Source organism: Vibrio diabolicus (assembly GCF_011801455.1).
GTDB classification, from domain to species: Bacteria; Pseudomonadota; Gammaproteobacteria; order Enterobacterales; family Vibrionaceae; genus Vibrio; species Vibrio diabolicus.
This window is the reverse complement of the sequence record NZ_CP042451.1, coordinates 1,813,340-1,827,732: the sequence shown is the minus strand read 5'-3', so window position 1 is coordinate 1,827,732 and position 14,393 is coordinate 1,813,340. Positions and strand designations below refer to the sequence as shown.

Here is a 14,393-nt window from a genome sequence, read left to right as displayed (position 1 = left end):
TTTTTGAGCTACGTTGCCAAGATAAAATGCCAAGGTAACAACTTGTTTACATTTTGTGTGTTGGCGTAAAGCCGAAAATATCAATCTAATATATTGAAAATAAGTAGTTTGTTTGATGTTTACGAAAGTGGGTTCGATGCGCCCACTGTGTGTAACATATGTTTTACAATTGTGCGTAAAAATCGCCAAGGTAAAGATTTCTCCCCACGTATTCCAATTTCTCAAGACCTGCGCCAAGTTAGAAAAATAAGTCCAAACAAAAGCTACTGAGACAAGGAGAAAGTCATGGTTGATGCATATAACCCACTAGGAACAGACGGATTTGAGTTTGTTGAATATACCGCTGCTGACAACAAAGGCATTCAACAGCTTAAAGATCTGTTTATATCGTTAGGTTTTGCGGAAATTGCAAAGCATCGCTCAAAAGAAGCGTGGTTATATCGACAAGGTGACATTAGCTTTATTGTGAATGCGCAGCCGCATAGCCAAGCTGAGGGATTCGCCAAAGTCCACGGTCCGTCGGTTTGTGGCATGGCATTTCGAGTGAAAGACGCGACCGTTGCTCTGGCGCATGCGTTAGAGAATGGCGGTAAAGAATATAAAACGGAAATTGGGCCGATGGAGCTTAGCATTCCTGCTATTTATGGCATCGGTGAAAGCTTGCTTTATTTTGTCGATCGTTATGGAAAGCAGAGCATCTATGATGTCGATTTTCGTTTTTATGATGATGCTGATGAGCGTTTATCAAAAGCGAATGTTGGTCTTTACGAAATCGACCACTTAACGCACAACGTTAAGCAAGGCAACATGGATGTCTGGTCTGGTTTCTATGAGCGCATTGGTAACTTCCGCGAAATTCGTTATTTCGATATCGAAGGTAAGCTGACTGGTCTTGTCAGCCGCGCGATGACCGCACCTTGCGGCAAAATCCGAATTCCTATCAATGAGTCGTCAGATGATAAATCACAGATTGAAGAGTTTATCCGTGAATACAATGGCGAAGGCATTCAACATATCGCATTGACCACAGACGACATCTACGAAACGGTCAAAACATTGCGTGAGCGAGGCATGGACTTTATGCCAACGCCAGATACTTATTACGAGAAAGTCGATCAGCGTGTTGAAGGCCACGGTGAAGATGTAAGCAAGCTTCGTGATTTGCAGATTCTTATTGATGGTGCGCCAACGAAAGATGGCATCTTGCTACAAATCTTTACTCAAACCGTTATCGGCCCTGTGTTCTTCGAAATCATCCAACGTAAAGGCAATGAAGGCTTTGGCGAGGGTAACTTCAAAGCGTTGTTTGAATCGATAGAAGAAGACCAAATTCGCCGAGGAGTATTGAGCGATGCATAAATGGATCACATTCCCTCACCGGGAGGGAGTGTGCTCTAAACAAGCGCATGCTGACTTCCCGGAAGAGGCAATTTATGAACGTGAGGCAGGTCGAAGTGGTTTTTTTGGCCCCGCAACACATTTTCATCATCAACATGCCCCAACGGGATGGTCTGAGTGGGAGGGCGAGCTACGTCCACGAGCGTTCGATTTTAATCTAGTCGAGAAAGCCAGCCATATTACCCCTTGGGCAGTCCCGCATCTATTACACAACGCGAATTGTAAAGTTCGTGTCTGGCGTATGGATGAAAAAATGGACTTCTTGGTAAGAAACGCGGATGGCGACGAACTGCTGTTCATCCACCAAGGAACGGCAGATCTGTATTGTGATTATGGTCATTTGAAAGTGAGTGAGGGGGATTATGTCATGATCCCGCGCTCAACGAGCTGGCGTTTAGAGCCAAGCGAGCCGATGTTCATTTTGATGATCGAAAACACCGATGCGGCCTATACATTGCCCGAAAAAGGCATGGTTGGAAACCACGCGGTGTTTGATCCAGCGGTTTTGGAAACGCCGTCGATCAACGATCAGTTCCGTGATCAATATTCTGAGAATCAAACACAGGTTCAGGTGAAACGCCACGATAAAGTCAGTGTTATCACTTACCCATTCAACCCGTTGGATGCGATTGGCTGGCATGGTGATTTGGCGGTAGTAAAAGTGAACTGGCGTGATATTCGTCCACTTATGTCACATCGTTACCACTTACCGCCTTCTGCACATACTACATTTGTAGGAGCAGGATTTGTGGTGTGCACCTTTGTTCCTCGTCCGATTGAAAGTGATCCCGGAGCGCTCAAAGTACCGTTCTATCACAACAATGACGATTATGACGAAGTCTTGTTCTACCATGCAGGTGACTTCTTTAGTCGTGACAACATTGAAGCGGGTATGGTGACATTCCATCCAGCAGGTTTTACACATGGTCCTCACCCGAAAGCTTTCAAAGCAGGGCGAGAGCATGAGAAGACTTTTACCGACGAAGTCGCGGTGATGATAGATACGCGCCACGCACTTCAGTTTTCGGATGAGCTGGAAAAAGTAGAAAACAAAGAATACGTCTATAGCTGGCAAGAGAAGTAAGAGGCAAGGATGAAATTAGCAACCAAGAAAAATGGCACTCGTGACGGTTTGTTGATGGTCGTGAGCAAAGACTTAACGCGCTGCGTACCTGCGACAGAAATATTCCACCCAATGAATTTGGCACCGACGATGCAGGTGGCACTTGATAACTGGGATGCGCTAGCACCGCAACTGGAAGAGCTATACGTTGCACTGAACAACGGTACGGTCGCGGGGTATGAAGAGTTTGAAGCGCACTACTGCGAGTCGCCGCTTCCTCGCGCTTATCAGTGGGCTGATGGCAGTGCTTACGTAAACCACGTTGAGTTGGTTCGAAAAGCTCGCGGCGCTGAAATGCCAGAGAGTTTTTGGACGGACCCGTTGATGTACCAAGGAGGCTCTGATGCCTTTATTGGACCTTGTGACAACATCGAGTTTGGCAGTGATGAATGGGGTATTGATTTCGAAGGTGAAGTCGCTGTGGTAACTGGTGACGTACCAATGGGCGCGAGTGTTGCAGAGGCTCAGGAGTCGATTCGTTTGATCATGCTGGTGAATGATGTGTCGCTGCGTGGACTAATTCCCGCAGAATTAGCTAAAGGGTTTGGTTTTTTCCAATCTAAACCTTCCTCTGCGTTTTCTCCTGTGGCAGTAACACCTGACGAACTAGGCGATGCGTGGTACGAAAACAAAGTGCATTTACCATTGGTCTCGACATACAACCACAAGCCGTTTGGTCGCCCAAATGCGGGTATCGATATGACGTTTGATTTTGCAGACTTAATTGTTCATGCGACTAAAACGCGCCCGCTATCTGCTGGGGCGATTATTGGTTCTGGCACGGTATCTAATAAGCAAGGCACCGAACATGGCACTTCGATTGAGGAGGGTGGCGTTGGTTATTCATGTATCGCGGAGGTTCGTATGATTGAAACCATTCGTGATGGTAAACCGTCGACTAACTTCATGTCGTTTGGCGACTCAATCAAACTGGAAATGTTCGATGCGGATGGCAACAACATCTTTGGTTCGATTGACCAACAAGTTAGCCAATATCTCAAGCATTAAGAGCGCCAGTTGGGAGACGATATGAGCGATAGCATGGTTTTGTACGGATATTGGCGGTCTTCAGCGGCGTATCGTGTGCGTATTTGTTTGAATCTTAAAGAGTTATCGTATGATTCAAAATCGGTACACTTGGTGCGCAATGGTGGTGAACAACACAGTGACGAGTACCATGAGTTAAACGCTTCTGAACTGGTTCCTGTGCTGGTGGATGGGGAGGTTCAGTTAACCCAGTCACTGGCCATCATTCAATACTTAGAAGAACACTATCCGGATGTCACTGTGATCCCCGAGCAAACGCCACTTCGATATCAAGCACTGGCTTTGGCTCAGGATATTGCAGTGGAGATTCATCCCCTGAATAACTTAAGAGTTCTGCAGTATTTAGAGGGGGAGTTAGCTTGCGAGCCAGAGCGCAAAGTCGCTTGGATTCATCACTGGATTCACAAAGGTTTTACAGCATTAGAAGAGAAACTTCAGAAGCATCGTAAACTAAATGGTGATTGTAAGTTTAGCCTGACAAGCTCGCCATCTATTGTCGATATTTGTCTGGTACCACAATTTTATAACGCACAACGCTTTGGTGTAGATACTTCTCTTTATCCAACCATTAACGCTGTTGTGCAGTCATGCAATCAACTGCCTGCTTTTATTGATGCGATGCCAGAGAATCAGCCAGACGCTAATAGTTGATTCTTAGCATCATAATGTATTAACAAAAATTTAAACGAGCCAATCCAAGTGTGTGATTGGCTCGTTTTTATTGGGGAGTCAAATTTTCTATTTCTCGCTATCGTCGTGGATCCTCAAAATTGCGAGGTTTTGTTGCTCTGCATAGCATTTCCATTTACGCTTTGAGCAACGAGTTGTTTTGGATGCACTTTATTTATGACCAACATTTTTATCATTGTTGTTCTTCTGGTTTTATTCTTCTTTGTTATTCAAAAGTACGTGATTAAGCACGACGACACGCGTGATTATCCTTATCGCTCGAAAGGACCGTTACTCAGGGGGCAAGAGAGCGCATTCTATAATGCGTTAAGGGCAGCGGTAGGTGAGCATGCGGTGGTATTTGCGAAAGTAAACATGTCCAGTTTGGTTACGCCAAAAGAAATCAAAAATAAGAAGCAGTTTTTTGTCGCGAACAATCGCATATCTCGAAGTTATTTTGATTACGTTATTTGTGATCCTAGGACGCTAGAGCCGCGTGTGATCGTTGAATTGGATAACGGGCAAGAGTTAAGCAAGGGCAAGGTAGAAAGACAAAAGTTACTGATCCATGTTTGTAAGACGGCAAACCTACCTTTAATCGGCGCTTCGATAAAGCACAGTTATCAAGTTGGGCGATTACGTCGTTTGCTTGCGGCACATATAGATTTGATTGAGCCTGATAAAGAAGTGCGCTTTTGCAAAAAATGCGGTAGTCCGATGATCATTAAAACAGCAAGCCAAGGTGAATTCAAAGGTCGACGCTTCTTTACTTGCAGCCGCCAACCAAATTGTACTTACACCGAGAATTACAATGTGGTGTTTGAGTCGGACGACTAAAGACGACAGTTGAACAGCAAAACGGATGAGGCTTTGATTCGAGATGATCAAAGCCTTTTTTGTATCAGTCCCCAAGGCAAGACCTATACTTTGAAAAAGAGTGCAGAATAGGGAAGCCATATGCGATACGGATGGATTTTGTCAGCGTTGTTCATCGCATCTAATGTTAGTGCGATACCTAATTTGAAACCACTGGAGTGTGAGTTAACGGAGACACCCCAAGATCATTTCTTGTTTTACCGAGAACAAATGGTTTACCACAGTGAGCAGTTTGTCATATTTCAAAACTTCAAAGGCAGGGTGAGCACTCAAGTGGATGTCAAAACAGGAGAGTTGATCCGTACAACCTATATCGGCGAACCATTTAAACCTAAATATCAGATTTTGTTCGGCACTTGCCCTAAGGTATCGCAAACCTTACAGATTTGGATGCTCAGTGAAGTGCCTTACGACAATTAAGTGAGATAATAAAAGTTATATAGATCACACTTTTAAACCCTGCAGGCTCAGTCCTTGTCGATAAAATCATCTGAAAACGCGTGTTGAGTTTACATTTTCGCCAAACGGTTCAAAGTTGGTAAATTTGTGCTTGCACCGTCGTTCGCTTATAGCTAATATCCTCGTCGTTCCAGAGAAATGCGTCCGTAGCTCAGCTGGTTAGAGTATCGCCTTGACATGGCGGGGGTCGGTGGTTCGAGTCCACTCGGACGCACCATTCTGAATTGAATGGTTAGGAACACAAAATTTGGGTCCGTAGCTCAGTTGGTTAGAGTACTACCTTGACATGGTAGGGGTCGGCGATTCGAGTTCGCCCGGACCCACCAAATTTTAGAAAAAGCCCACCAAACGGTGGGCTTTTTTTTATCTATAATTTGTTGATACTCAGATTTAAACACCTTACTTTTCCTTTGCACACTTTCTACAAATACTCCGCATTGCCATCAGTGTAAATTTGAGTGATTTTACAAGAATTTAACACGTTCATCTAAACATTCATTGGAGCCCATTTCGAATTCGCGGCAAATCCAAGGCCTATTTTCATAAATCGTACACATTAATGTGTCTCTATCTAAAGCTGCACACCAACCATCATTTAGCCGCATCATGGTTTCGCCTCCATACTGGTCACGTGCAATAAACTCTTCAGGTACGCCAGTATCTGAAATAATCATAACCTCGAGACGGCAACAACAAGCCTTACAGTTAGAGCAAGATACATCAGAGGGCAGGGGAGAGGGAGTCTTAGTTGGTATAATCATGAATAACTACAATTTGGTCAATTGTGCATGGTACCGTAAATCTAGCATGAATGAACTTTATTTCTGAAATAGAACACCCTATGAACGATAAACCTAGTGAACGCATTTTATGCGTTCACTTGCATTTCTTTCCGAGTAAGTCGGTAGAACTGACAGTGATTCACACCAATTAACCTTATAGTCAGTGTAAATTTGAACGCGATTTTTTGTCATACACGTACTTTACACAAGATCTGCTTCTGTAAAGTTTGTTTTAAATGTGAAAGCAAATGGCGTATCTCCGTTTTCGCGCAAATGCTGAAGGCGTAACAAGGCTTCTTGTGGTATTGGTATATAACCGTCTTCTACCCACCACAGAACATAGCTATCCTCCGCTAAACGATGAAACCATTCGCTTTTTCGGCGCATGAAATCTCTATGACCGGTACGAAACATAAAGTTTTTAAGTGAGTCAGTACTTTCCCAAATAGACATGTTTACAATCATGTTCGGGTCATCAAATAATTTAATGTTTGTTGCATCACCGGAGTCGTCTTTTAGACGCCAGATAAAGCCTTCACTTTCTTCAGCTATACCATTAATTAAGTCCAAATTGTCTACGAACTCTTTAATTTCTGGTGCATCCAAAGGATATTTAGCAAGCGCAATATTTAATTGAGCTAATTTCATTTCATGACCCTCCCTGGTCGATAAGCCTGTAATGCTGGTAAAAAGCTCTAAGTAGCTTTTCCTATTTTATCATGCAGTGTGTTGCTAGTGCCTTCAAAGGTCAATTAGAAAGTTAGTGACTGTGGCGAGTCATTGGATGGCAAAAAAGTCGTTTTATACATTGGTTATGTTGAGCATAACCCCCTCTTTTCTCGCGATTATCGTCGGTAAGTCTCACTCAAGAGAGTTGCTATCTTGGATATGCAGCAGTACTCTCATTTTTCTGTGGCAAGCCTTGCACTTCTATACTTCTTATTGAGATTCGATCCTCACTTTTTGGTGTGTGAACGTGAGATAGTGTTCATATCACTCTTTAATTTAAGTTGTTTGGCTGAACGTTAGGAGGAACTTTGATTACAAAGATAACAAGAAATGCCATTTTGCTTGGCCTAGTTCCCATTGCAGTTTTTGTTGTGGCTTTTAATTCAATAGCCAATTTTTACATCAGCTATATCAAAGAGACTAAAATAGACACCTATGTCGATTATTTACACCAACGATCCATGTATTTGGATGAGGCGATTGTAAAGCAGGTTTCGCAGTTAGATTTCACGTGCAGTAATAGTGATGTTAGAACATTACGCGACCCACGTTTTTATAACCATTACATCCGTTTTATTGCGATGGAAACGAGTGACGGTAAAACATGCTCCACGATTGGTCGTGAAGTATCTCATTTATCCAATGCGCAACGATTTCAGCTTGGCGAAAACTTTTTTGCATCACTTATTTTACCGGAACACCAAGATCAAGTTGAGTGGATGGTCATTTATGAAAATGAACATGTTGAAGTTGTCTGGATTCTCGATAATAGTTGGGTTAAAGAAGTGATAAAAACGCCTTGTGAAGACTGTTTGTTCGTCGAGTTTATATATGATGAGCCTGTATTTGGAGATTTAACAATAAGTCGAGGAAAACCAGCCATTGCAGCAGAAGAAGCGGCAGTTTCAAAGGAGTTATTCTTCTCGGCTGATTCTCAAGCCAATATGCTCATCAAAATACACAGTGGCGAGAAACTGAAGAGCTATGCTCAGGAAAGAGTCTTTCTATGGGGAGGCCTAGTCAGTGTGCTTATGGGGCTGGCTTTTGCGTTTGTATATGTGTCCAGTAAGAGCTTGAGAAAGTCTATCAAAGGCTTGATCCAGAATGGGATTAATAATGCGGAATTTGTCCCTTATTACCAAGCGATTGTCGATAGCCGTGATGGTGCGACAGTGGGGTATGAAGCACTGATTCGGTGGTCTCGTCGTGAGGGTATGGTGTCGCCAAACATGTTCATTGGCGCTGCAGAAGAAAGTGGTCTGATTGTCCCAATGACGAATCAGCTTATTCGTAAAATCATACAAGATCTTAGTGTATTACCTGAGCATGTGTGGGTCAGCATCAATATTGTTTCTTCCCATTTAGAGTCAGGTGAACTCACTAAGTTACTGTCCGAACTGAATTGGCCATGTCCGAAGAGAGTGCATTTTGAGTTGACCGAGCGAATTCCTGTAAAAGATACAGAGGCAGCGAAAAAAGAGATTTTGTATCTGGCGAATAAAGGCTACAAGTTCAAAATTGACGATTTTGGGACTGGGTATGGCGGCTTTTCTTATTTGCAAGATCTGGGTATCCGATGCTTGAAAGTGGATAAGATGTTCATCGACCCAATAGGCTCTGATGACCAAAAATTGAAAGTGTTGGATTCTATTGTCTCGGCAGCAAAGAAAGCGGAATGTGAGATGATTGCAGAAGGTGTAGAGAGCGAGGCTCAAGTCGCGTATTTGGCTCAGCATTCTATTTACCTTATTCAAGGGTATGTCTACGCTAAACCAGAGCCTATTAACAACCTTGTGATGACTTAAAGCAAGGCATAATGGGGCGTATTCATTATTAAAGGTGTCTTTCGGCACCTTTTTTATTACTGAACCTTTTTGGGTTCACTGCTCGATAGAACACCTGTTGAGGTCTTAGAATTCAAACGGAGTTTACAGAGAATATGAACGCCCGATTCTAGCATCGGGCGTTAGGATTTTACTTAGGAAGAAAGGGCGGCTTTTTTGGTTTTTAATGAAGCGATCAATTGAGGGAGCAATGACATAACAATCATCCCTAGCATCAAGCTGTATTGGAGAGGGGTGAAAGTCTCACCTAATAGCAGCAAACCTGACACAATGCCCGCAACGGGGTTGGCAATACCACCAAAAGTAAAGTCAACGACCGACATACGCTGCAATAGCCAAACATACATGCCGTAGCCTAATGCAGTGTTCAGAATGATCACCCACAGCAGCCCAAGGGTGTTCGTCATTGATAAGTTTTGAATGGCTGTAACGTATGGCTCTGGATTGTTTATTGCCAGCACGCTTGTTGCGACAGACATAATCACACCACCCAAAATGAGCTGCCATGTTAATACTGTCCACCAATGCATTTTCGTTCCTAGTGATTTCGTTACGCTACTGCCTACCACAATACACATGATGGCGGAGATCATCGCCAGCAAGCCCATAGGGTTGAGCGAAATAGAACTAGGATCAAATAAGAACCAAGCCAAAGCAATCAAAGTCGCTCCACTTATTGCCTGTATTGCGCTTGGCTGGCGCTTATAGACTGCCCAGCCAAACAGCATCGCAAAAACGGGCACTGATACCATACCGACACCTGAGATCGCAGAAGGAAGCGTCAACGCCATGACAAAAATGAGACCAAAGAAGCAAGCGATGTTGATAGTTCCTAAAACAAGCAGCACTTTCCATTCACTCTTTTTCGGGAAAGATGGCTTTATTGCGAGCAGCAAAAGACCCGCAGGCAATGCTCTTAGCGCACCAAGTAAAACGGGAGGCCAGTCCGGAAGTGTAAACTGAGTAACAGCATAAGTTGTCCCCCAAAAAAAAGCCGGGATCATTGCAAGCAAAATATTCATGTTAAATATCTTTACGTTGAGATAATTAATTGTAAAGATATCGGTAAGGTTACTTTTTGTAAAGTATCTTTATGTTAAAATAAAAATTAAATGACGTTTGGAGAGAAACCATGGACGCAATTGATAGAGTGGTAGAGCAGTGGGCTAAGGAGAAGCCAGAGCTCGACACTGAACCGATGGCAATTATGGGTCGGCTAATGCGAATTGCTAAGCACATGGAGTGTCGGGTCGCTGACCTACATAAGAAGTACGATCTTAAGATGGGTGAATTTGATGTGTTGGCGACACTTCGCCGAGCAGGTTCACCATACTGCCTTACTCCCTCGGCGCTAATTGATTCGATGATGCTCACTTCGGGCGCGATGACGAACCGATTAGATAAACTCGAGAAGAAAGGCTTTATTACCAGAACACACAGTAAAGAAGATAGACGCAGTGTCACCGTTGAGTTAACCGAAAAGGGCTTAACCTTAATTGACAAGTTGATCTTAGAGCATGTGGACGTTCAGCAATCGCTGCTACATGGTTTAGAAGGTAGTGAGAAAGCGCAGGTTAACCAGGCGTTAAAACTACTATTGCCTTTGTTTGAGTAAAAGATACAGGAAGGGTGGGACGGAATGAGAAGCAAAGAGTTAGAAGGTTATTTAAGTACCTTTATGTGTGCAGAGAGTGATTTCCCATTTGGGCCAGAAGCGCTTGTATACAAAATCAAAGGTAAAATGTTTGCGATTATTGCAGAGAGAAACGGTCGGGAGTATGTCAGCGTAAAAGTAAAACCAGAAGATGGAGAAGTCTTAACATCGCAGTTTACGGACATCACTCCTGGTTATCACCTAAATAAGCGTCACTGGATAACGGTTTATTTTAATGGTGATGTGGAAGATGGATTGATTCAGGATTTATGTGAACGCTCTTATACTCTCGTCGTTGCCAAACTACCAAAAGTGCAACGAGCATTGCTTGGTCAGTAATAGCTATTACAGAAAAATTCGCACCTTTTCCATCCTCAAGCTATATAAGAATAAGTAGGCGGAAAAGTAGGAATGATATGCGAGCATTATCTGAATGGCTAAAAGAATATGGGGAGAGCCATCAAAACCCCATCAACCAAAAGATTCACACAATCGCAGTTCCGGGTATTTACCTATCTGTGGTCGGTCTAATTTGGTCAATTCCTCAAATCTCCATCTTGGGTTTCGAGTTTAACTGGGTCTGGATTGCTGTCATACCCGTATGGGTTTTCTATTTTCGTTTGTCTCTCAGCGTCTTTATGATGATGTTAGGGTATACATTAGCGTGCATCGGCCTGATATGGTCTTTGGAGGTATTGGCGCTGCCCGTACTGCATATTTCGATGCTCCTATTCGGTGTACTGTGGATCTTGCAGTTCATTGGTCACAAAATAGAAGGGAAGAAACCGTCTTTTTTCGAAGATTTGCAGTTTCTTCTTATTGGTCCAATTTGGGTGTTCCGAAAACATTAACTCACTCCGTAATTAACAAGCTGATATCTCCCTGTATTGCACGATCATGCTAGCGTCCATAAGGTCGTAAAATGCGCAGCATGATGTGCCGCTTTCTGATTGCCATGACAAGCATTCGCTTCTGATTCACACTATCATTAGAGTGCAGCTAAAGCCGTTACTTTGCCTGAATGTTTGTGGCTAGTGACATTGTCACTTGGGGGGATGAATGTACGACCGACAACATAAATATGCCTATTGGCGAGAAGAGCGTAAAAAAGGCAAATGGCATTACATCATGAAGTCTTTTTTTATGATTTGTTGCGCACTATTGCTTGGTAAAGTCATTGGTTTATTCATTTTTGGTGAGCTGCACTCCCTGAGTGATATTTTGGAGCAGCTGCCCGCGGATCTTTTTATCATGATGCTAGTGGGCTTCCCGGTTAGTGTTATCGGCTGGTATCACGAGGAGTCGAAGTTTTTCCGAGCGTTACGACGTAAAGAAAAGCGCTTGAAAATGAATCGAGATAAACAAAGCTAACTCTGCATCGAGCTTTGTGTTATTTACTCGTCTGATTCACATATTTCTTTCAAGTTATTCGGTATTTTGCGTTAGGCCTCGCAAGCATGTCATTAAACTTATTGTAAAAAACGACATCATGCATTCTGTTAGCCAATCTTGACAGGAACTCGTATTGCGAGGTGTTCCAGCAGCCTGAAGCTACTGGGCAGATAGAACGGAGGATTTTATGGATAGTGAATCAATGCTTCATAGTCAGAAAATATATTTTTGTAATGATGAAGCGTTAGCCGAGCAGCAAACACAGTGTTTAGAAGTTCTTTACGATTACAACCAAACTCGGCCTTCTGAATCTGAAAAGCGTACAGAAATATTACGACGTTTGCTCGGCGCTGTTGGTGACAACTGCTATTTTGAGCCGCCGCTTCGAGCGAATTGGGGGAGGCATACATACGTTGGTGATAACGTGTATGCAAACTTTAACTTAACCCTAGTCGATGATACGTATATCTACATTGGCAATAGCGTCATGATTGGACCCAATGTGACACTAGCAACGGCAGGACACCCGATTGAACCGGAGCTCAGAAGAGAAGTTGCGCAATTCAATATCCCTATTCATATTGGTGATAATGTATGGATCGGCGCTAACTCAGTGGTATTGCCTGGCGTCAAGATTGGAGAAAACAGCGTAATTGGTGCTGGTAGCGTGGTAACGAAAGATATACCAAGTAATGTTGTTGCGGTAGGGAACCCGTGTCGTGTATTGCGAGAGATAGGCGAACATGACAAAGAATTCTATTACAAAGAGCGTCAAATCACGCACAACATGTATCAACGATAACAAAGGTAAATGCCCATGGTTTATACGGTGTCAGTATAGAAAAGTTAAAAAACGAAATTTAACATCAGGGTGTAAAGATTGGCGCTGTTATCTTCTGGTATTGATGAAAACGCGCCAGTATCGTTATTGTGGGCGTTAAACTTTTGCCATTCAGCATTCAGTGACACGTTATAATCTAGGTCGTATCTCACCCCAAACAGATAGCTGTCCCCATTCTTTGTATCACTGCTATTAAACTGCTGGCCGTAAACTATGTAGGGGGTCAATTTATTCACGTTGTAACTCGTTGTTGCGTACCAAGAGGAGGAAATGTTGCTGGTTTGTCCTTCCGCCATTATCACAACGTTATCAAGCTCATACCTTACTCCTAGAGAAAACTGGTCAATCGTATTGCCTTTTTCTTTTAGAACCAAACGGTCAATTAACATGGCTCCCCCTTCAGGTGTGGATTGCTTGGTATTGGAGAGAACCGTAGTTTGGTCATAATCGCCATGTAGATAAGAAAAGTTCAAACGGTAGGCATTTCCGCTGAGTGTTAAGTTTATTCCGGCTGTGTTGTCTGATTCGATCTTCAGTTCAGTGTCTTCGTTGAGGGTGACATCACTGCTGTCTTTAAACCCTATAAACGGCATTGCAGTAAGCATGATTTGCTCATTGAGGTCGTGATTCCAGCGAATGGATAAACCATTGTAAGCGGTGATGCCTAATATGCTGTCATACACTTCATTTGGTGGTCGAGCTTGAGTAAAAGCGTGACCGACATAATTATACTCAGACATCAAAAACAGCGGCAGCCTCAATCGTCCCCCACGTATCTCTATATTTTTATAGGTATAAGCTAAATATGCCCACTCTAATTGGGGCGAGCTCCAATGATCTTGCGGACGCTTGACTATCTGTGCGGATGCTCGAAATGCCTTGTAAAAGTAATCAAGCTGCAGGCCGAAGGTTGTGTCACAATCGTAGCAGGCTTCATCATGAATAAAGCGGTTGACGAGAACCGTTGTAGAGTTATCGGACTTAGACCAAGATGTCGAACCAAAGCCACTCAAAGACAGGTGATCTGATAACTCAATGGTGGCTAAGCTCGGAAAGGCGACAATACTCAGTGATAACATGGTCAAATATTTTTTCATATTAATCCTCCGAGCTCACCACACACAAAATACGAGCATTTCCAGGCACGCTCGACGCAGGGGCATAACCAATCCGATTGGGCTTTTCTTGCATCCACGTGATCAGTGCATCAATGCTAGAGTTTGCAATCACTTTGGGTGGTCTCGCTTTGCCTGAAAAAGACAAGCTTGCCCAGTGCGCGTTCATTTGCGCCAAGTTTTTATTGAGAAGGTAGCGATAGAACTCCGCTCTCTCCGCTGATGTCGCTGGCCAGTCAGATAGCTCAATTCTCTGCCCTTGTAAGAGTTGCGTTTTTCCTCTGTACAACTTTCGCGCTTTATTGATGGTTAGGGGCGAGAACTCACTATTAAACGAGAAAACGGCGTAGCTCTCTGCAGCAAGTACTTGACTATCTATGGGTAGAAGGAAAACAACAATGAATAGGTAGCGTTTTATGCAGCGCAAAAGAAAACAGAGGAGAGAAATGTCGCCGCTCATCATC

The 14,393-nt window shown here is 43.4% G+C and carries 17 protein-coding genes and 2 tRNA genes; 14 read left to right on the top strand and 5 right to left on the bottom strand.

Annotated elements, in window-relative coordinates:
- Positions 1–285: 285 nt before the first annotated feature.
- The 8 genes from hppD (at position 286) to FR741_RS08775 (ending at position 5,898) form a co-directional block, all read left to right on the top strand.
- Positions 286–1,359, top strand: a complete 1,074-nt coding sequence (hppD, locus tag FR741_RS08810) for a 4-hydroxyphenylpyruvate dioxygenase (protein WP_005377835.1) — start codon at positions 286–288, stop codon at positions 1,357–1,359.
- Complete coding sequence (locus tag FR741_RS08805) at positions 1,352–2,482, top strand: homogentisate 1,2-dioxygenase (protein WP_167426650.1); 1,131 nt, start codon at positions 1,352–1,354, stop codon at positions 2,480–2,482. Before hppD ends, FR741_RS08805 begins: the two co-directional genes overlap by 8 nt.
- A gap of 9 nt (positions 2,483–2,491) precedes the next feature.
- On the top strand, positions 2,492–3,529 hold the full coding sequence (locus FR741_RS08800; RefSeq protein ID WP_167426649.1) for a fumarylacetoacetate hydrolase family protein: 1,038 nt from the start codon (positions 2,492–2,494) through the stop codon (positions 3,527–3,529).
- 21 nt (positions 3,530–3,550) lie between these two features.
- On the top strand, positions 3,551–4,219 hold the full coding sequence (gene maiA, locus FR741_RS08795) for a maleylacetoacetate isomerase (RefSeq protein ID WP_167426648.1): 669 nt from the start codon (positions 3,551–3,553) through the stop codon (positions 4,217–4,219).
- Between the two features lie 195 nt (positions 4,220–4,414).
- A complete protein-coding gene (locus FR741_RS08790; RefSeq protein WP_006741618.1) occupies positions 4,415–5,074 on the top strand; it encodes a DUF2726 domain-containing protein in 660 nt (219 codons plus the stop codon).
- 120 nt (positions 5,075–5,194) lie between these two features.
- The gene (locus FR741_RS08785) at positions 5,195–5,533 is read left to right on the top strand and encodes a hypothetical protein (RefSeq protein ID WP_005377830.1); all 339 of its coding nucleotides are present in this window, start codon (positions 5,195–5,197) and stop codon (positions 5,531–5,533) included.
- Between the two features lie 179 nt (positions 5,534–5,712).
- Positions 5,713–5,789 (top strand) — tRNA-Val (locus FR741_RS08780).
- Between the two features lie 32 nt (positions 5,790–5,821).
- Positions 5,822–5,898, top strand: a tRNA-Val gene (locus FR741_RS08775).
- A 138-nt stretch (positions 5,899–6,036) separates the two neighbouring features.
- On the opposite strand, the gene FR741_RS08770 is transcribed toward FR741_RS08775, so the two are convergent.
- Entirely contained in the window at positions 6,037–6,333 is a 297-nt protein-coding gene (locus FR741_RS08770; RefSeq protein WP_074191235.1) for a YkgJ family cysteine cluster protein, read from the bottom strand.
- A gap of 222 nt (positions 6,334–6,555) precedes the next feature.
- Entirely contained in the window at positions 6,556–7,002 is a 447-nt protein-coding gene (locus FR741_RS08765) for a DUF3291 domain-containing protein (protein ID WP_167426647.1), read from the bottom strand.
- Between the two features lie 389 nt (positions 7,003–7,391).
- Between FR741_RS08765 and FR741_RS08760 the strand changes: the two genes are divergently transcribed.
- Positions 7,392–8,888 carry an EAL domain-containing protein gene (locus FR741_RS08760; RefSeq protein WP_167426646.1) on the top strand — a complete coding sequence of 499 codons (1,497 nt, stop codon included), beginning with the start codon at positions 7,392–7,394 and terminating at the stop codon, positions 8,886–8,888.
- Positions 8,889–9,061: 173 nt separating this feature from the next.
- Here the strand turns inward: FR741_RS08760 and FR741_RS08755 are convergent, their stop codons facing one another.
- Positions 9,062–9,949 carry a DMT family transporter gene (locus FR741_RS08755; protein WP_005393452.1) on the bottom strand — a complete coding sequence of 296 codons (888 nt, stop codon included), beginning with the start codon at positions 9,947–9,949 and terminating at the stop codon, positions 9,062–9,064.
- A 110-nt stretch (positions 9,950–10,059) separates the two neighbouring features.
- Here FR741_RS08755 and FR741_RS08750 point away from each other — a divergent pair, with 110 nt between their 5' ends.
- The 5 genes from FR741_RS08750 (at position 10,060) to FR741_RS08730 (ending at position 12,775) form a co-directional block, all read left to right on the top strand.
- Positions 10,060–10,542, top strand: a complete 483-nt coding sequence (locus tag FR741_RS08750) for a MarR family winged helix-turn-helix transcriptional regulator (RefSeq protein WP_074191238.1) — start codon at positions 10,060–10,062, stop codon at positions 10,540–10,542.
- A 24-nt stretch (positions 10,543–10,566) separates the two neighbouring features.
- The gene (locus FR741_RS08745; RefSeq protein WP_005393450.1) at positions 10,567–10,920 is read left to right on the top strand and encodes an MmcQ/YjbR family DNA-binding protein; all 354 of its coding nucleotides are present in this window, start codon (positions 10,567–10,569) and stop codon (positions 10,918–10,920) included.
- A gap of 77 nt (positions 10,921–10,997) precedes the next feature.
- A complete protein-coding gene (locus FR741_RS08740; RefSeq protein ID WP_012841889.1) occupies positions 10,998–11,432 on the top strand; it encodes an Mpo1 family 2-hydroxy fatty acid dioxygenase in 435 nt (144 codons plus the stop codon).
- A gap of 208 nt (positions 11,433–11,640) precedes the next feature.
- On the top strand, positions 11,641–11,952 hold the full coding sequence (locus FR741_RS08735) for a hypothetical protein (protein WP_005393448.1): 312 nt from the start codon (positions 11,641–11,643) through the stop codon (positions 11,950–11,952).
- Between the two features lie 208 nt (positions 11,953–12,160).
- Positions 12,161–12,775 carry a sugar O-acetyltransferase gene (locus tag FR741_RS08730; protein WP_167426645.1) on the top strand — a complete coding sequence of 205 codons (615 nt, stop codon included), beginning with the start codon at positions 12,161–12,163 and terminating at the stop codon, positions 12,773–12,775.
- Between the two features lie 44 nt (positions 12,776–12,819).
- On the opposite strand, the gene FR741_RS08725 is transcribed toward FR741_RS08730, so the two are convergent.
- Both FR741_RS08725 and FR741_RS08720 read right to left on the bottom strand, forming a co-directional pair.
- Positions 12,820–13,911: an outer membrane protein gene (locus FR741_RS08725; protein WP_167426644.1), complete on the bottom strand. Its 1,092-nt coding sequence runs from the start codon at positions 13,909–13,911 to the stop codon at positions 12,820–12,822.
- A gap of 1 nt (position 13,912) precedes the next feature.
- Positions 13,913–14,389 carry a hypothetical protein gene (locus FR741_RS08720; RefSeq protein WP_005393443.1) on the bottom strand — a complete coding sequence of 159 codons (477 nt, stop codon included), beginning with the start codon at positions 14,387–14,389 and terminating at the stop codon, positions 13,913–13,915.
- Positions 14,390–14,393 lie beyond the last annotated feature (4 nt).